16 protein-coding genes are annotated in these 16799 nt (G+C 55.3%); 12 read left to right on the top strand and 4 right to left on the bottom strand.

Annotation, left to right across the window (positions count from 1 at the left end):
* The first annotated feature begins 60 nt into the window (after nucleotides 1–60).
* Nucleotides 61–666: a TlpA family protein disulfide reductase gene (locus EH198_RS13170; protein WP_124695992.1), complete on the top strand. Its 606-nt coding sequence runs from the start codon at nucleotides 61–63 to the stop codon at nucleotides 664–666.
* A gap of 115 nt (nucleotides 667–781) precedes the next feature.
* On the opposite strand, the gene cimA is transcribed toward EH198_RS13170, so the two are convergent.
* Nucleotides 782–2401 (bottom strand): citramalate synthase, encoded by a 1620-nt coding sequence (gene cimA, locus EH198_RS13165; RefSeq protein ID WP_124695991.1) that lies wholly within the window; start codon nucleotides 2399–2401, stop codon nucleotides 782–784.
* Between the two features lie 385 nt (nucleotides 2402–2786).
* Here cimA and EH198_RS13160 point away from each other — a divergent pair, with 385 nt between their 5' ends.
* The 3 genes from EH198_RS13160 to EH198_RS13150 all read left to right on the top strand — a co-directional run bounded on the left by EH198_RS13160 (nucleotide 2787) and on the right by EH198_RS13150 (nucleotide 6100).
* Complete coding sequence (locus EH198_RS13160) at nucleotides 2787–4082, top strand: DNA polymerase IV (RefSeq protein WP_124695990.1); 1296 nt, start codon at nucleotides 2787–2789, stop codon at nucleotides 4080–4082.
* 167 nt (nucleotides 4083–4249) lie between these two features.
* Nucleotides 4250–4492 (top strand): ferredoxin, encoded by a 243-nt coding sequence (locus tag EH198_RS13155; protein ID WP_124695989.1) that lies wholly within the window; start codon nucleotides 4250–4252, stop codon nucleotides 4490–4492.
* Between the two features lie 150 nt (nucleotides 4493–4642).
* On the top strand, nucleotides 4643–6100 hold the full coding sequence (locus EH198_RS13150) for a L,D-transpeptidase (protein WP_124695988.1): 1458 nt from the start codon (nucleotides 4643–4645) through the stop codon (nucleotides 6098–6100).
* On the opposite strand, the gene EH198_RS24655 is transcribed toward EH198_RS13150, so the two are convergent.
* Nucleotides 6097–6234, bottom strand: a complete 138-nt coding sequence (locus EH198_RS24655; RefSeq protein ID WP_185702873.1) for a hypothetical protein — start codon at nucleotides 6232–6234, stop codon at nucleotides 6097–6099. The genes EH198_RS13150 and EH198_RS24655 overlap by 4 nt on opposite strands.
* A 183-nt stretch (nucleotides 6235–6417) precedes the next feature.
* Between EH198_RS24655 and EH198_RS13145 the strand changes: the two genes are divergently transcribed.
* The 6 genes from EH198_RS13145 to EH198_RS13120 all read left to right on the top strand — a co-directional run bounded on the left by EH198_RS13145 (nucleotide 6418) and on the right by EH198_RS13120 (nucleotide 12157).
* A complete protein-coding gene (locus EH198_RS13145; RefSeq protein WP_124695987.1) occupies nucleotides 6418–7515 on the top strand; it encodes a quinone-dependent dihydroorotate dehydrogenase in 1098 nt (365 codons plus the stop codon).
* A 129-nt stretch (nucleotides 7516–7644) separates the two neighbouring features.
* Nucleotides 7645–8457 carry a GTP diphosphokinase gene (yjbM, locus tag EH198_RS13140; RefSeq protein ID WP_124695986.1) on the top strand — a complete coding sequence of 271 codons (813 nt, stop codon included), beginning with the start codon at nucleotides 7645–7647 and terminating at the stop codon, nucleotides 8455–8457.
* On the top strand, nucleotides 8447–8896 hold the full coding sequence (locus tag EH198_RS13135) for a DUF309 domain-containing protein (protein WP_124695985.1): 450 nt from the start codon (nucleotides 8447–8449) through the stop codon (nucleotides 8894–8896). Before yjbM ends, EH198_RS13135 begins: the two co-directional genes overlap by 11 nt.
* Nucleotides 8897–8997: 101 nt before the next feature.
* Nucleotides 8998–10521 (top strand): RsmB/NOP family class I SAM-dependent RNA methyltransferase, encoded by a 1524-nt coding sequence (locus tag EH198_RS13130; protein ID WP_124695984.1) that lies wholly within the window; start codon nucleotides 8998–9000, stop codon nucleotides 10519–10521.
* A complete protein-coding gene (locus tag EH198_RS13125; protein ID WP_124695983.1) occupies nucleotides 10522–11280 on the top strand; it encodes a pseudouridine synthase in 759 nt (252 codons plus the stop codon). It abuts the gene before it with no gap.
* Between the two features lie 76 nt (nucleotides 11281–11356).
* Nucleotides 11357–12157 (top strand): Cof-type HAD-IIB family hydrolase, encoded by an 801-nt coding sequence (locus tag EH198_RS13120; RefSeq protein WP_124695982.1) that lies wholly within the window; start codon nucleotides 11357–11359, stop codon nucleotides 12155–12157.
* Between the two features lie 158 nt (nucleotides 12158–12315).
* Here EH198_RS13120 and EH198_RS24895 read toward each other — a convergent pair whose 3' ends face one another.
* Nucleotides 12316–12408, bottom strand: a complete 93-nt coding sequence (locus tag EH198_RS24895; protein ID WP_221621519.1) for a YjcZ family sporulation protein — start codon at nucleotides 12406–12408, stop codon at nucleotides 12316–12318.
* 137 nt (nucleotides 12409–12545) lie between these two features.
* On the bottom strand, nucleotides 12546–13955 hold the full coding sequence (locus EH198_RS13115) for an RsmF rRNA methyltransferase first C-terminal domain-containing protein (protein ID WP_124695981.1): 1410 nt from the start codon (nucleotides 13953–13955) through the stop codon (nucleotides 12546–12548).
* A gap of 354 nt (nucleotides 13956–14309) precedes the next feature.
* On the opposite strand from EH198_RS13115, the gene EH198_RS13110 reads away from it, so the two are divergent.
* Nucleotides 14310–15446 (top strand): glycosyltransferase family 4 protein, encoded by a 1137-nt coding sequence (locus EH198_RS13110; RefSeq protein ID WP_124695980.1) that lies wholly within the window; start codon nucleotides 14310–14312, stop codon nucleotides 15444–15446.
* Between the two features lie 5 nt (nucleotides 15447–15451).
* A complete protein-coding gene (locus EH198_RS13105) occupies nucleotides 15452–16798 on the top strand; it encodes a metallophosphoesterase family protein (RefSeq protein ID WP_124695979.1) in 1347 nt (448 codons plus the stop codon).
* Nucleotide 16799: the final 1 nt, after the last annotated feature.

The raw sequence follows: 16799 nt of genomic DNA, 5'->3' as shown, positions 1-16799 counted from the left end.
ACTTGCCGGGTCGGGGGTACAATAGGAATTAACCACTCCACTTGCAAAGGATAAGCCGCGATGAAGATAGCAAACCGCAGAAACCTGATCATTGCCGTTATAGCGCTGATTGCGGCATCCGTAACACTGTCGCAGCACCTCGGGAAGAAGAATGAAACCGCTCTTCAGCAGAATGAGGGGCTGCCGGCAGCCCGGGAGACTCTTCCCGCTCTCGGTATGGCATTGCCGACCGAGAGCGGGCCCAAGGTCGGTCTTCTTGCGCCTTCCTTCACCATTCAGGGTGAGGATGGCACCGCTTATGCGGTCGGTGGAGCAAGGAATAAGGCTGTCCTGCTAAATTTCTGGGCTTCCTGGTGCGACCCTTGCCAGAAAGAAGCACCCGAGTTGAACAAAATAGCAGAGAAATACAAGGGTACGCTCGATATATACGGCATTAACGTCACCAGCTACGATTATAAAGCCAATGCCCAGCGTTTTGTCAAGAAATACAATCTGGCCTTCCCTGTAATGTTTGATCTCAAGGGCGAGGCTTACGCCAAATATAATGGAACCGTATTTCCTACCAATGTGCTGATTGACCGAAATGGCGTGGTTGCCGAGATTATTCTCGGAGGACTGACGGCGGAGCAGATGGATGAGAAACTTAAGAAGCTGGTGCAGCAGTAAGACTTATAAGATTAGCATAGAAAAAGAGCCGTTCCCGCGTCGTAAAGCATAGGGGAACGGCTCTTTTGCCGGTTTCAGCTTAATAATTGAAGTTGACAGGACGAACCGGTTGTACTCAATGATTGACTAGCCCGCACTGGCCAAGATCCAGCAGATCGGTTGTCTCCGGCGACATTTGACCCAGCAGGGCGTAGCGCATACTGTCGACCAGCGCTTCCCAGCTTGCCTCGATGACGTTGGCGGATACGCCGACTGTGCTCCAGGTGTCCGTGTAATTTTTAGATTCGATAAGAACCCGAACCTTCGCGGCGGTCTGATCCTTTTCGTCGAGAACCCGCACCTTGTAATCGGACAGATGCATTTCCTTGAGCTGCGGGAAGTGGGCCAGAAGCGCCTTGCGAAGCGCATTGTCGAGAGCGTTGACAGGACCGTTGCCTTCTCCGGCGGTATACAGCGTTTCGTTTCCTACTTTCAGCTTGACGAATGCTTCCGAGACAACCGGTTTTCCGGCGGATTTCTCAACAAGCATTTTGAATGACTCGAAGGTGAACAGCTCGTTCATTTCGCCCGTCGCTTCACGAAGCAGCAGTTCCAGCGAAGCGTCGGCGCCTTCGAACTGGTAGCCTTGATGCTCCAGATCCTTGATCTTATCGATTACTTTCCGCGCCTGCTCGCTACTTGGGTCGAGATTCAGGCCCATCTCCTTAGCCTTGGACAGCACATTGCTCTGACCAGCCAGTTCGGAGACAAGCACGCGCTGCTTGTTTCCGACTAGTTCGGGAGAAATATGCTCATAAGTGCGGGAATCGCGCAGGATGGCCGAGACGTGAATACCGCCTTTATGAGCAAACGCCGCGCTTCCCACATAAGGCTGGTTCACCGGCATGTTGACGTTAGCGACCTCACTCACATAACGGGCCGTATTCGTTAGCTGCGGCAGAGAATCGCCTGGAATGCAATTGTAACCCATCTTGAGCTGCAGCGTCGGGATGATGGAACAGAGGTTGGCGTTACCGCAGCGTTCGCCGTATCCGTTGATTGTTCCCTGCACCTGGCGGGCACCGGCCTCAATTGCGCTGAGCGCGTTGGCTACGGCAAGCTCGCAGTCGTTATGGGTATGGATACCCAGCGGCGCTCCGGGGAGCCTAAGTCCCAAAGAGGAGACGATGTCGCGGATCTCATGCGGCAGCGTTCCGCCGTTCGTATCGCACATAACGAGCCAATCTGCCCCGGCTTCGCGGGCCCGCGACATAACCGCGGCGGCGTAATCGGGATTATTCTTGTATCCGTCGAAGAAGTGCTCGGCGTCGAAAATGACCTCAAGCCCTTTGTTTTTTAAATAAGCGATGGAATCGCCGATCATGGCGAGATTTTCCTCAAGGGTGGTTTGCAGCGCAGTATGCACATGGAAATCCCATGATTTGCCGACCAGTGTGGCCGCGGGTACGCCTGCAGCCAGTATGCGCTGAAGATTGTCGTCTTGATCCGCTTGGGAGTTTTTGCGGCGCGTACTGCCGAATGCTGTAATTTTGGCGTGCAAATGAAGATCTTTTACTCTTTTGAAAAATTCGATATCCTTCATGTTGCTTCCAGGAATGCCACCTTCAATATAGTGCACACCCAGATCGTCGAGTTTCTTGGCGATTTTCAGCTTGTCGTCCGCCGACAGACTGATACCTTCGCCTTGGGTGCCGTCGCGCAGCGTTGTATCGAAGATGGAGATGGACTTTGGCATGTGCGTCCTCCTAAAAGTTTTGATAGCATAATCTACTTGTGCCCGCTTCGTAAAACTGGCTTCGGAAGTCGAACTTAGTTTTGATAGCATAATCTACTTGAGCCCGCTTCGCAAAATTGGCATCGAAAGCGTGAACTTAGCGGGAATGAATTTTTATATTATAGCATTTTTGCGCGGGAATGTAACAGAGAACCTATACAATTATAATACATTTCCAGCGAAAAAAGAGCGGAAAATTCCGGCGCGTGTACGTTAAAGGGCGCGGCCAGCTAAAGCGTCTCGTCCAATGGCTCTCCGGATTGACCTGCTGAGCGGGGAGCGTTATGCTAAAATCAGGTGGGGAATAGGCGCATCAGCAGTATTAGATGAAGGAAGAGGGACAAGCATGAGCGAAAATGTGGACCGGTATTATCCCGCAATCGGCCGGGTCATTTTGCATGTGGATATGAATGCGTTCTACTGCTCCGTTCATGAGGCGGAGAATCCGGAAGCTTATAGAGGCAGACCGACCGCCGTAGCCGGAAGCGTGGAGCTTCGCAAAGGAATTATCGTCACCTGCTCGTATCCGGCAAGACGGCGAGGCATATCGACAGGCATGCAGGTGCAGAAAGCCTTGAGGATATGCCCCGAGCTGATTGTCATTAAACCCGATTTTCATCTTTACCGACGCTACTCCGCCGCATTCATGCAAATCGCATACAACTATACGCCGATGCTGGAGGCGGTATCCATCGACGAGTGCTACCTCGATATAACCGGATCGCGCCAGTTCGGCACACCGCCGGAGATCGCCGAGACGATCCAGCGCAGAATTATGGAGGAGCTTGGACTGCCATGTTCCATCGGAATCGCGCCCAACAAGCTGCTGGCCAAGATGGCCTCGGATCTCAAGAAGCCGAGCGGCATTTCGATTCTAAGGCTGAGGGATGTGCCGAAGCTGCTGTGGAACAAGCCGTGCGGCGAGATGTTCGGGATCGGCGGCAAGACGGCGGAGAAACTGAAAAAGCTGGGTATCTACAGCATCGGACAGCTGGCTGCAGCGGATGAAGGGATGCTGACGGACGTCTTCGGTGTTATGGGTTCCTGGCTCAAACGCGCCTCGAACGGCATCGACGACTCTCCCGTAAATCCGGAGCGTGAGCAGAGCAAGTCGATTGGACACACGACGACGCTTCCCGGCGACATCGAAGGGATTGCCGAAGCGCGGCCGGTTCTGCTCTCCTTAAGCGACCAGGTGGCAAGAAGGCTGCGGCGGCAGAAGCTTGTTGCAAGCGGCGTTCAGCTTACCGTGCGAACACCGGATATGAAGACCATCACCCGCTCGAGGCAGCTAGAGGTTCCGACCGAGACGGCAGAGGAAATATATAAAGCGGCCTGCGGGCTGTTCCAAAAGCATTGGAACGAGGAGAAGCCAATCCGGCTGCTCGGAGTGACGCTGCACGGCTTGACTCCGAAGGAGGAGTCCGCCATTCAGCTTGACCTGTTCAATTACGAGCGACAGCCGAAAAAGGAATCGCTGAACAAGGTGATGGATATGCTGCGCAACAAATTCGGCGAGAATGCTGTGCTGACGGCCGGGATGCTGGGCGACTCGCATACCGCTCTGCTGCGGAACCATCAGGCGCGCGGAACCTCGCTGCAAAAGGATCAGCTGCGGCGGCCGTCTCAGAATGAAGAGTGACGGAATTCATGGCGGAAATCACAAAGCGTGGGAATACGGATTGAAATTGCCGTCTTTTTATATTAATATGACAAGAAGAAACGACAACTCGTCCACCAGGAACGACAATCGTTATTATAACAGCCTGCCTTGAGCGGAGCTGATTGGTCAACAGGAGGCAGAGAACTATGGCTAAATACACTTGGGTCGAGAAGGACACCTGCATCGCATGCGGAGCTTGTGGCGCTACGGCCCCGGACATTTATGATTATGACGATGAGGGATTGGCTGAGGTCATCTACGAAGCGGACGCAAACCGCGGCGTAACGGACATCCCGGAAGATTTGTTTGATGATTTGCAGGATGCCGCTGACGGCTGTCCTACGGACTCCATCAAAATTGCGGATACGCCTTTTAACAAGGAAGGCTAACTTTTTCGCCGTTTCATGGATTGAGCTAATTCAGCTCATTAAGAGACATCCCGTTTCACAGATTTTATTGTGAACGGGGTGTCTTTTTGCCGTTCGCGGTCCGATATATAGTATAAACGTTGAGCCTGTTCCAACTATACGGAGGTAATGATGAAAAATTCGCAGTACCTCAAGCAGTATGTGCAGAAGCATCCCGAAAATAAAATGGCGTGGTATTTGCTGGGGAAAGAATATAAGAAGAACGGGCAGGAAGGGAAGGCAAACTATTGCTTTAATCAGGCTGGGGGTGTGTATGAAGCCTTTGAACAGAGCAAGGTGCCGGGAGATATGCTCCGTGAGTACGAGGAAGGGCTGCTCCGGACGGCCCGTGAGCGGGAACGGCGGACAGGCGTGACACGCAAGCTGCTGCTCGCCTTGTCGCTGTTCCTGCTTGTTCTGATGCCTGCTGCGGCCATAGCGCCGGGTAAAGATTTGGGGGTATCAGCCGGAAAGCCTTACGCGGTTCAGTCTGCTGACTTGCCCGCACTTTCCGAAGGGCAAGCCGCCCGTGGGAAGCGCGGCGGATCAGAACCAACGGCGATTAATAAGGTTCTGTTCACAGCCAGAGAAGCGGGAAACGGGCCGTCAGCGCGCGATCTGGCCGGAATACTCGGAAGCGGAGGCGGTAAGGCTCATTCTTTGACTGCCGTGCTGGGCATGAAGCGCTCGGGGAAATGGCTCATCTGGAAAGAGCGGCTTCCCGTGGCATATACAGTGGATCGGGGGGAGAACGGACGAACGACGATCCAGTCCTACGATGCAGCAGCCTGCGCCTGCAAGCCGCCGGATGCCGGGACCCTCACGGAGCGCGCCGCCGGATGGCAGGAGCGGCAGGAGCAGCTGGCAACTCTCTGGAGCGCGCTGGCCGGCTTCCGCGCGGCCAAGGGACGGCTTCCAGAATCGCTCTCCGAGCTGGCTGGAGATTTTCCGGGTAATTGGCTGGCAGGGACGAAGCCGCTGATGGAGCGTGCGTTCGAGCCGCTGAAAGCGATAGCGGCGGAACGGAGCCGGAAGGGGGCGCAAGGCGCTGCGGCTGGGGCGACGGCGCCGGACCAGGATATGAAAGCCGCAGCAGGGGCAGCAGCATCGGCAGGAGAAGGCGGAATGGAGATGCCGTTCCTGTCCCAGCCGCTCGCCATTCTCATCGACAAGCAAAAACACCGCCTGGCGGTGACCAGCGGCGGAATTATCGTACGAAGCTATGAAGTAGGTCTTGGAGGAAGCCGGACGCCGGAAGGCCGCTTCGTCATTACCGACAAAGTCGTGAATCCGAACGGACATGACAATGGGGAATTCGGCAGCAGGGGGATGCAGCTGTCCGACACCAGCTACGCGATCCACGGCACCGATGAACCGGAAAGCGTTGGTAAAGACGAATCGAAGGGCTGCATTCGAATGAAGCGGGACGATATCGAGGAGCTGTTCAATCTTGTTCCTAAAGGAACCAAGGTGCAAATCGTCAAAGGGGGTCTTCTGCCTGACGAAACGCTGAGTTCAGAGAAGCCTTTCACCCTAAACGCCGCCGGGAACCAGACCAACCCCCGTAAAGAGTACCATTGGCTGAATTAACTGCCTGTTACGATAAAGAGGATGATGAAAACAAGCACAAGCAGCGCAATACTGACGCCGACCCAGACAATCGCTTTGCGGTTGACCTCTTCTTTTTTCTGCTGCATCGTAGGCGGTTTGCGTTTGGCTGACATAGGGATCGACCTTCCTTTTCTCTTATCGTTAATTCCAAGTACCCTTACATTGTAATGCGTTTACAAAAAAAATACTATACTCCTTGTCCAAGACGGTCTCCTCGGGCAGAGGCAAAAACTTTTCTTTTCTCGCGGAAAAGGCTAAAATCATAATGAAACCTTATGCCTGAAGGAGCGAGAACGGTGCTATATCGAAATATTGCTAAACCTTTTTTCTTCAAAATGGACCCGGAAGCAGCGCACCATCTCGTCATCGGGGGACTGGAAAAAGCGGCCGCCCTGCCGGGAGGACGCTCTGCTCTGCGCCTGATGTACGGCGTCCCGGAGACGCCGGAGCTGGCTGTCGACCTGTTCGGTCTTCATTTTCATACACCTGTTGGACTTGCGGCCGGACTGGATAAGAACGCCCAGGCGGTTCCCGGAATTTCGTCAATCGGCTTCGGCTTCATGGAGGTCGGTACGGTGACGCCGAAGGGCCAGCCGGGAAACGAGCAGCCGCGGCTGTTCCGGCTTCCGTCCGATGAAGCGCTCATCAACCGGATGGGCTTCAATAACGAAGGCGCGGAAGCTATGGCGCGGCGTCTGAAGTCGGAAACTAGGCGGAGTATTCCGGTGGCGGTGAATATCGGCCGGAACAAGACTACCGGAAACGAAGCTGCGCACGAGGATTACCGGAAGTGCATTCGTACGCTGTATCCGTACGGTGATTTTTTTGTAGTCAATATCAGCTCGCCGAATACACCAGATTTGCGCAGCCTCCAGCACGGAAGCGAGCTGTCCCATCTGCTGTCCGAGGTTAAGGAAGAGATGGAGCTTCAGCGCAAGGCAAGCGGCGTCAAGAAGAGCATACTTGTCAAAATCGCTCCCGATGTCAGCGCATCCGAACTTGAATATATGGTGCACGCGCTGACAGAAACGGGAATGGATGGTATCATAGCTACCAACACGACGGTTCGCCGTGAGGGACTCACCCATGAAAGAGCATCGGAGACCGGAGGACTCAGCGGAAAGCCGCTGCGGGACAGATCGACGGAGGTTATTTCCGCGATCTACCGTCAAACGAACGGAAAGCTGCCGATTATCGGATCAGGCGGCATTTTCACCCCGCAGGACGCCTATGACAAGATTCGGGCGGGCGCAAGCCTGGTCGAAATTTATACGGCGCTGATCTACGAAGGACCTGAGGTGAACCGCAGGCTGAACGCCGGACTGCGGAATCTTCTGCGGCGGGACGGGTTCCGGCATATCTCCGAGGCGGTGGGCGCGGACGTCCAAATATAAGCAAAGGTAAGCTTTGAACGCTTATCCTTGGGAACTTATATTTCTAGAGAAACGGGTGCAGTCCTTAAAGAGGCTGCACGGCCGTTTCTTCTTGGCAGGAGCGGCGACGAGAGGACAGGAGGAAGGACGATGGACGGCAGGGATTGGGGCACTTTTTTGCTTCCTTATGAACAGACAGTGGAAGAACTTAAGGTCAAATTCAAAACGATGCGCGCGGAGCTTAAAAAGCGCGAGGAATATACGCCGATCGAATTCGTAACCGGCCGGGTGAAGCGGCTCTCCAGCATTCTGGAAAAGGCTAAGCGCCTGAATGTGCGGATGGAGGATCTGGAGCAGGGGATTGAGGATATCGCGGGTATACGGATCATGTGCCAATTCGTGGAGGATATCCGGCGTGTGGCGGAATTTGTCCGCGCCCGCAAAGATCTGGAAGTGGTATATGAGAAAGACTATATTACCAATTACAAAGAGAGCGGCTACCGCAGCTTCCATATGATCATCAGATATCCGGTGCAGACGGCCCTCGGGCAAAAGATCGTTCTGGCCGAAATTCAGATCCGCACCTTGGCGATGAATTTCTGGGCGACCATCGAGCACTCTCTGAACTATAAATACCGGGAAAGCCTGCCGGATGAAATGAGGCTGCGCCTGAAGACGGCAGCGGAGGCCGCGTCGATATTGGACGCCGAGATGTCCAGCATCCGGGAAGAAATCCTGGATGCGCAGAAGACATTTGAGGAAAATTCCAATACGACGACCCAGGTGCTTCATGCGATACATCAATTGTATTTCTACCATCTTGTCAATGAAGCGATCCGCAGCCAGGAAGAGTTCAACGAAATTTGGCAGCGCCAGGACATGGAAGCGATGAAGGAACTGCTCCTGCGGGTGCGCGCAATGATTTCGCAGGCGAAGAAAGGCGATTTGCCGGATGGCTTATGATCGGTTGTATGTCGCATATCTGGTCTATTTCAACCGGGATCGCGATTTTTTTGAATGCCATGAGGTTCTGGAGGAACTATGGCTCTCCAAGGAACGCGATCCGCTGTATAAAGCGCTGCTTCAGGTTGCTGTGGGACTGTATCATTTCCGTAACGGCAACGTTCGCGGTGCGTTAATTATGTTGGAGGGCGCGGCGGCGAGACTCCGGCATTACCCGGATACGACGCTCGGCATTCATCTCGCCAAGCTCGTCCGCGAGACGGAAAGGTATGTCCGGCAGTTGAAGGAGTACAACAAGAAGCCGTTTCCTTATTACGATTTGACCATCGATATCGTGGATGGCGAGCTGGCGGTGGCGGTTCGTGCCGCCTCTCGCGGCATCAAGCCGAATATCCCTCAGCGGCGGGGGCCCCGCAGACAGCAGTCCTGCCGCCACTGATTAGGCAGGACTTAATAATTTACGGCACAGGGACACCCTCAAGGGGGTGTTCCTTAAGCTATTCAACCCCTTTGTTAAAGGGATTATCGGGAGGATGCAGCATGGCGGTACAACTTCCGCACTCCTTCTCCGAGCGGATGAAGAACCTGCTGGGACGGGAGTACGAAGCGTTTGCGGAGACGTATGGGGAGATTCCTCATACAGGTGTCCGTGTCAATACATTAAAGATTCCTGTGGAAGCGCTGCGGCGGATTATGCCGTTTGGCATAGAGCCGATTCCCTGGTGCTCCACCGGGTTTTACACCCCAGAGGGAGCGAGACCCGGCAAGCATCCTTACTATCACGCCGGACTTTACTATATTCAGGAGCCGAGTGCCATGGCGCCCGTAGAGCTGCTCGGCGTCCTGCCGGGCGACCGCGTACTGGATCTGTGCGCCGCTCCCGGCGGAAAGTCTACACAGATCGCCGCCAAGCTGCAGGGACGGGGGATGCTGGTCAGCAATGACCTGCATTCCGAACGGACCAAGGCTCTGGCCAAGAACCTGGAACTTTGCGGCGCGAGGAACGCGATCGTCCTGAACGAGAGCCCGGAGAGAATCGCCGAGGCGTTCCCCGGGTTTTTCGACCGCATCCTGATTGATGCCCCATGCTCCGGCGAAGGCATGTTCCGCAAGGACGAGGATATGGTGCGGCAGTGGGACGAGAGCACGCCGGCCAAATACGCCGGCATGCAGCGCGAGATTCTTCAGGCGGCGGCGCGCGCGCTTAAGCCGGGCGGCACTTTGGTCTACTCGACCTGTACTTTTTCGCCGGAGGAGAATGAAGGCGGCATCACCGAGTTTTTGGCCGGGCATCCGCAGTTTTCGGTCGTTCCGGTCGGAGGAACAGGCTCCTTTGCCCCAGGATTCCAGCCGCTTCCGGACACGGCGCGTTTGTGGCCCCACAAGGTTAAGGGTGAGGGACATTTTATTGCCGTCTTAAGGCATGAAGCAACGGCTGGAGAGGATACCGCCGGAACGCGAGCCGGCGACCCGTCTCTGCCGGTCGCTCCGCGCCGGGAGACCGGCGGCCGGACCGCCGTCCCCCGCAAGGACAAGACTCCCGAAAGCCGTGTCGACAACCGCGGCGGCCGATCTTCCGGCAGGAACGGAAGCCGGGGACGGAGCGTGGCCTTTACGTCGGAGGGAGACATTATGGCGGCGTATGCGGAGTTTACCCGGGAGCAGCTGGGCTGGCAGCCGGAAGGCTTCCCCATACTGTTCGGAGAGCATTTGTATATGTCTCCGCTGCCGCGTGAAGCGCTGGACGGCCTGAAAACGGTGCGTCCCGGCTGGTACATGGGACAGGTCCGGAACGGACGTTTTATTCCAGGCCATCCCCTGGCGACGGCGCTTGCTCCGCATGAAAGCCGGCGAAGCGTGTCGCTTGCCGGAGATGGGGCGGAAGCGGTTTCCTACCTAAAGGGGGAGACTTTGTCGATTCCGTCGGACCGTCTGAGACTTGCCCCGGGCGCAGCACCAAAAGGCTACGTGCTCGTCTGCATCGACGAATACAGCGTTGGCTGGGCGAAATGGCAGGAAGGCATCCTCAAGAATGAATATCCCGCAGGCTGGAGGTGGACATAGATGGCAAAGACGAAAGGCGGCGAAGGTAAAAAGCAGCGGCTTGACAAGGTGCTGTCCCATGTAGGCTTCGGCTCGCGCAGCGAACTGCGGAAGCAGGCGAAGCAGGGGCTCATCACGGTAAATGGCGCGGTCGTTAAAGACAGTGGCGCGCATGTCGATCCCTACGTCGACAAGATCGAGGTGGCCGGCGAGGCGGTTCTTTACCGTGAGCATATTTATCTCATGATGAACAAGCCGCCGGGTGTACTGTCGGCAACGGAGGACAAACGGGACCGGACCGTACTGGATCTGCTGGAAGAGCGCTACGCGGCGTTCGAGCCTTTTCCGGTAGGGCGACTGGATAAAGACACGGTGGGATTGCTGCTGCTCACGAGTGACGGCAAGCTTGCCCATGAGCTGCTGTCGCCGCGCAAGCATGTGCCGAAGACGTATGAGGCCGTTGTGGAAGGCGATGTCGGTCCGGAAGATGTGTCGGCTTTTGCGGAGGGAGTGAAGCTGGACGACGGTTATGTGACCCTGCCCGCGCAGCTGGTCATTCTGAGCAGAGAGCGCGGAAAACAAGTCATTTCGCGAATTTCCCTGACGATAACCGAAGGGAAGTTTCATCAGGTAAAACGGATGTTTCAAGCGGTCGGGAAAAAAGTCGTCTTTTTAAAAAGAGTCTCAATGGGCAATTTGTCTCTGGACGAGAGCCTGGCCGAAGGAGCCTGCCGGGAGCTGACCGAGGCGGAGCTAAAGCTGCTTGGCGCGGAAATTTAACATCATGGCCACATAACGTGAAGGCGCTATTTTATAATAAAAAGACAGATAAAAAGAATTTCAAGGATGGTGGAGAATGAAATACAAGCTGATAGCGCTAGATGTCGACGGTACGCTGCTGAACGACGATCACTCTTTAAGCCCCGAGAACAAGGAGGCCGTTGCGGAGGTCACCAGACAGGGAGGCCGGGTCGTTCTGTGTACGGGAAGAAACCCGAAGAACGCCCTTCCGCTTATGGAGGAGATGGGACTGACCGGTTATGTGCTTGCCGATAACGGGGCCGTCACCGTGCGGGTGGAGGATCAGAAGGTCATTCATCAATACGCCATGGACGGGCGAGGACTTGATCCATATATTCAGTATTGCCGTGAGCGCGATATCCATTTTGACGTAAATACCGCTTTCGAGCTTTACGTGGATAATGTTGAGCATCTGACAAAAGAAGCCCATTTTATGTATGAGCATCTCCAGCTTGTTCCCGCGTCGCTTCCGGCTTGGGAGGAGTTCCGCGAACCGATTGTGAAGTTCACCGTGTTCTCCACGGTGGAAATAATGGACGAAGCCCAGCGGGAATGGAGCACATGGATACAGTCGTTCAATATTCAGCGCAGCGGAGAGTTTTTCATCGATTTAATGCACCCCGAGGCATCCAAAGGCAATGCTCTGAAGCAGTTGGCCAAGCAGCTTGGCATCCGTCAGGAGGAAGTGCTGTCAATCGGCAATTATTATAACGATATTTCGATGCTTGCCTTCGCTGGCTTGGGAGTCGCTATGGACAATTCCCCGCTGGAAGTCAAAGCGGCGGCCGACGTGGTCACCGGCAACAACAACGAGAACGGAGTATCCAAGGCGCTCATCAAATACTGTTTGTCTTAAACCGGAAGGGAAATGGGTATCGCCGGTAGATTTTAATCTCGGATGTAAAAAAGCAGGTAATTAAACAATTTGCTTATGGATAATCGTTCATAAAAGAGTGCTCTTTAGCCGCGGCCAAGAGCACTCTTTTGTTATCCAAGCGTATAATATAAGGTAAACTAAATGAACAACGAGCGGGAAATAATGACGAGCAGAATGAACAGAACCAAAATGGCTCCGGTCGAAGTGAAGCCTCCGTAAGCTGCGCCCATGCGGATTCCTCCTTTAAAGGGACTGTCTCCCCGCTGCCGTCTTATATCGCCTCGGCTTCATGGGATAGAACATCGTATGTAGGGAGGGCCTCTGCCGCTCCGGTCAGCCGCCCAGCGGATTTAATATGGGCGGGCTTCTACGGAAGGCGCAGTCCTTTCGGGTAATGGTTCTTGAGCTGGCCGGCGCTTGCTTTGCCCCAGCCTAGCGGCAGGCGATCCACAGTGACCAGCGTCCAGCCTTGCAGGGGTCCCGGCGCGGCCAGGCTCTCGCCCCGCAGCCAGCTTCTTGCCTCAGGGCCGTCCGGGTCCAGATCGAACACGCGAGCGGCCTGCTCCGGACGAAGAGCCATGGCGAGCGCATGCGCCGGTTCTAACCGGTTTTTCTTCAAATGGGCCAGATGAAGGCCGGCGCGCGGAACGCGCAGGCCTTGGAGAAGTTCCGTGGAACAGGAGGCGCCAAATGAAGAAGGCAGCAGGTAGAGGGAATCCCCAAACAGAACGGGAATACCCTCCGGCCGGTAGCCCGGAGTTTCTGCGGACGCCCATTCCTGGAACTGCCGGAATGCGGCCTGCGCGGAGGCTTCCGGTTGTCCGGCGGACCGGCCTTTGCCCGCCCGGCCTCTGCGTTTGGCGGAACCCTGGGCGGAGATGACGGCAGAAGGCTTATCCAAGTCCAAGTCCAAGGACCCGCCTTTGGCCAGCAGCGCCACAAAATGCCCTTCGCCTTTTTCGAGATGCGGCCACAGCCGTTTAGTCGCGAGCAGCTCCATATCAGGATAATTTGCCGTAAGCCGCGATACGAGTTCTTCATTCTCTTTCGTGTTAAACGTACAGGTGGAATAGACCAGCCGGCCGCCCGGCTTCAGCATCGTGTAGGCGTCCTGCACAATGTCCCACTGCCTGGAGGCGCAGAGTTCCACATGCTCCGGCGACCATTCGCCGACGGCGTCCGGGTCCTTGCGGAACATTCCTTCCCCGGAGCAAGGGGCGTCAAGCATAATCCGGTCGAAGGCTTCCGGAAAGCGGCGCGCCAGCTCGCCAGGGTGTGCGCTGGTGACGAGGGCATTCATGATACCTGACCGTTCCACATTTTCCGCCAGTATTTTGGCCCGTTCGGGGTGGATTTCGTTCGATACGAGCAGGCCGTATCCTTCCATCAGAGAAGCGATATGGGTTGTCTTGCCTCCGGGAGCGGCGGCGAGATCCAGCACCGTCTCACCGGGGCGCGGGTCCAGCAGTACGGCGGCGGACATTGCCGACGGCTCCTGGATATAATATAATCCGGCCTCATGGTAAGGGTGGCGGCCCGGACGCGAAGGATCTTCATAATAATAGCCCTCGGAGCACCAGGGTACGGGCTGAAGGCCGAATAGACTCATAGCTTTTTCCGCAGTGTTTCGTCCCGATTCCGTACCGGTTTTTAACTTGTTCAGCCTTAGGCCTTGGGTCCTCAGCGCTGTGTATGTACCCAGAAAGGCGTCCGTTTCGTTTCCCAGCATCTCTTTGATCCTGGCTGTAAAAGCGGCGGGCAGCATTTCCTTATTCATTGTTGCGATCTCCTTTGTTCATTTTAATCAAGTTGGATAAAGCTTTGCGGCGCAAGGCCTAACGGCATCTTCGACGGACGATGTCGGTTTTGTATGTTGCCGTTTCAGACGTATGCCGATAAAATCTAAGTAGGAACTTTAACAGTGTCTATGTACATATGCTCAACTATAACATAATTGCCATGCAAGGCCGTTTTTTGAAGGATAAGAATTTATAGGCTCGCCCGCTTATAAAATGTTCTTCTATTTCTGCGGGAAACGGCACCATCCATAAAGGGGCGGGTGAAGGTGTTTCTTCCGGTCAAGGAAGGCGCAACCGTTTCATCTTAGGCAATAGAAAAGGGGACTTACTATATGAATTTGCTGCAAGCGCTCTTCTTTCCGCCGGAGCAGCCCGGCGGTGTTTCCTCAATGATTCCATATTTGCAAGAACGTTTTCGATCTAGCCGCTGGGAGATGGAACTCTTCTGGCTGCCCAAGCGTATCCGCGGTAAAGGCAGCGACGAAATCGTCTTTGAAACTTTCGATTGGACGCCGTACGGCGAGAGCCCGATCGTGCAAAAATACATCCAAACCTACCGGGATTATTTATGGTGGACGAAGCTGCGCCTGAACAAACGATACGATCTGATTCATGCGCATCACCCCATAGCCGGCATGGCGATGAAGAAAGTGTTTCCGGATGTGCCACTCGTTCAGACGTTCCATTCCAGCTACGAACGCGAGCTGATCCTGAACGGAAAAATTGCCGAGGATGGGCTTGAACATCAGTTCCTGACTTTGATTTACCGGGAACTGGAGTACGTGAGCGACCGGCTGATGACCGTGTCACAGTCCTTTGCGGATTATATGTCCCATTATACAAAGGAGCCGTCACGCATCCAAATCATCCCGAACGGATTTGACGAAAAACGGTTTAAGCCGGTGGCGCATGAAAATGATGTTCCTCAGTTGGTAACCGTTACCCGTCTCGTTCCGGCAAAAGGGATCGATGTGCTCTTCAAAGCCTGCGCCGAGCTGAAGAAACGCGGACACGAATACGTGCTGCATATTATCGGCGACGGCCCGTACCGCGCCGAACTGGAAAATCTCGCGAGATCGCTTGGAATATATAATGAAACGATTTTTTACGGGTACACGCTGCATCCTGAAGAATTTATGCCGTTCTTCGATATTTTCGTGCTGCCTTCCCGCGCGGAAGCATTCGGCTCCGTATTTGCTGAGGCCGCGCTGAGCTGCCTGGCGCTCGTCGGAACGGACGTCGGGGGTATTCCCGAGCAAATTGAGGACGGCGTTAACGGTCTGCTCGTCAAGCCCGACGATGTAGGCGCTCTGGCAGACGCGCTTGAGAAGGTAATCACAGATCCTGCTTACCGCTACGAGCTGTCCCGGTCGGCGTGGGACAAAGCCAAAAATCTGTACTCGCTGACCCGCATCGCTAATGAACTGAAGAAGACGTATCTGCAGCTCCAAACCGATAGTAAAGGGTGAACCGGATGGTTCCGTTTCGTTTTGTGCATGCCGCGGATTTGCATCTGGACAGCCGGTTTGCCGGCTTGTCGCATATCCCGGTACCGATTAGAGACTACCTGCGCGAAGCCGCATTCGCCGCCCTCGGGCGGCTTGTTGCCGTGGCGGTCCAGGAAGAGGCCGATTTCGTCGTCATAAGCGGCGACGTCTACGATTCCGCCGATTCTTCGCTTCAGAGCCAGCTGCGTTTCCATGAAGCACTGCTGGAGCTCTCCCGCAACGGAATTGCCATCTTCCTCATTCACGGCAATCACGACCCGCTGGACGGTCCGCGTCTTCATATGGAGCTTCCGGACGGCGTTACGGTATTCGGCGCCGATACGCCAGGGCAGGTGACGGTTGTGCGCCGCAGCGACGGACGGGAAGTGGCAGTCGTCAGCGGATTATCCTACCCCACATCTAAAGTGACGGAGAATACGTCGCTGCGGTATCGGCGGAAAGAGGGCAGCGGGCTGTTCCATATCGCGCTTCTGCACGCCAATGTCGATGGCGATCCGGCGCATGAGACTTACTCTCCCTGTACACGCAGGGATTTGATTGACTCCGGCTTCGACTATTGGGCACTCGGTCATATTCATAAGCGGCGGATTCTTCATGAGCGCCCGTATATCGTATATCCGGGAAATATCCAGGGACGCAGCATTAAAGAGACCGGACCGAAGGGCTGCTACGTTGTGGATGTAGACGGCAGCGGCATCGCAGGCCTGCGCTTCCGGGAGCTGGATGAAGTCCGCTTCCTGATCCGGGATATTTCAATTGACGGAATGGTCCGGGAAACGGAATGGATCGAGGCGGTTGAGCAGTCGGTCGAGGAAATTCGGGCCTCGCATCCGGAGCTGATGTCCGTCGTGCGGTTCCGTATCATTGGCCGCGGCGCCGTTCACCGTGTTCTGGCTGAAAAAGGAGCTTCGGGAGATCTGCTGGACGAGCTGCGCCGGCGTGAAGCATTAAGGGCGGAACAGGGTCTGTTCCGCGGGCTCGTCTGGACCGAAGGCTTCTCCCTGGAATCCGGAACGGAGGTCGACCGTGAACGCCTGCTTGCGGAGGACAGCTTTCTCGGCGAAATGATGCGAATGGCGGAAGAAAGCGCCGAAGACGGCAAAGCTCTGGACGAGCTTGCCCGGGCGGCGCTGGCGCCGCTTGCGGAGAACCGTGAGCTAAGAAGGCTGCTTGCCGAAGTCGGGGAGGACGACATGCGCGCCTGGCTGATGCGGGCGGCCGAAACGGCCGTGACGCTGCTGAGCGATGTTATGGAACCGGAAGAAGAGAGCCATCCGTTCCCTGAAAGCCGGAACCGGCAAGGAGGTCGGTAAG

The organism is Paenibacillus rhizophilus (assembly GCF_003854965.1).
GTDB classification, from domain to species: Bacteria; Bacillota; Bacilli; order Paenibacillales; family Paenibacillaceae; genus Paenibacillus_AQ; species Paenibacillus_AQ rhizophilus.
This window is presented reverse-complemented; position numbering and strand designations above follow the sequence as displayed.

Bases quoted from the DNA above. Each gene is read 5' to 3' on its own strand.
- EH198_RS13170 (WP_124695992.1), top strand. From the start codon at position 61: ATGAAGATAGCAAACCGCAGAAACCTGATCATTGCCGTTATAGCGCTG.
- cimA (WP_124695991.1), bottom strand. From the start codon at position 2,401: ATGCCAAAGTCCATCTCCATCTTCGATACAACGCTGCGCGACGGCACC.
- EH198_RS13160 (WP_124695990.1), top strand. From the start codon at position 2,787: ATGAGCGAAAATGTGGACCGGTATTATCCCGCAATCGGCCGGGTCATT.
- EH198_RS13155 (WP_124695989.1), top strand. From the start codon at position 4,250: ATGGCTAAATACACTTGGGTCGAGAAGGACACCTGCATCGCATGCGGA.
- EH198_RS13150 (WP_124695988.1), top strand. From the start codon at position 4,643: ATGAAAAATTCGCAGTACCTCAAGCAGTATGTGCAGAAGCATCCCGAA.
- EH198_RS24655 (WP_185702873.1), bottom strand. From the start codon at position 6,234: ATGTCAGCCAAACGCAAACCGCCTACGATGCAGCAGAAAAAAGAAGAG.
- yjbM (WP_124695986.1), top strand. From the start codon at position 7,645: ATGGACGGCAGGGATTGGGGCACTTTTTTGCTTCCTTATGAACAGACA.
- EH198_RS13135 (WP_124695985.1), top strand. From the start codon at position 8,447: ATGGCTTATGATCGGTTGTATGTCGCATATCTGGTCTATTTCAACCGG.
- EH198_RS13130 (WP_124695984.1), top strand. From the start codon at position 8,998: ATGGCGGTACAACTTCCGCACTCCTTCTCCGAGCGGATGAAGAACCTG.
- EH198_RS13125 (WP_124695983.1), top strand. From the start codon at position 10,522: ATGGCAAAGACGAAAGGCGGCGAAGGTAAAAAGCAGCGGCTTGACAAG.
- EH198_RS13120 (WP_124695982.1), top strand. From the start codon at position 11,357: ATGAAATACAAGCTGATAGCGCTAGATGTCGACGGTACGCTGCTGAAC.
- EH198_RS24895 (WP_221621519.1), bottom strand. From the start codon at position 12,408: ATGGGCGCAGCTTACGGAGGCTTCACTTCGACCGGAGCCATTTTGGTT.
- EH198_RS13115 (WP_124695981.1), bottom strand. From the start codon at position 13,955: ATGAATAAGGAAATGCTGCCCGCCGCTTTTACAGCCAGGATCAAAGAG.
- EH198_RS13110 (WP_124695980.1), top strand. From the start codon at position 14,310: ATGAATTTGCTGCAAGCGCTCTTCTTTCCGCCGGAGCAGCCCGGCGGT.
- EH198_RS13105 (WP_124695979.1), top strand. From the start codon at position 15,452: ATGGTTCCGTTTCGTTTTGTGCATGCCGCGGATTTGCATCTGGACAGC.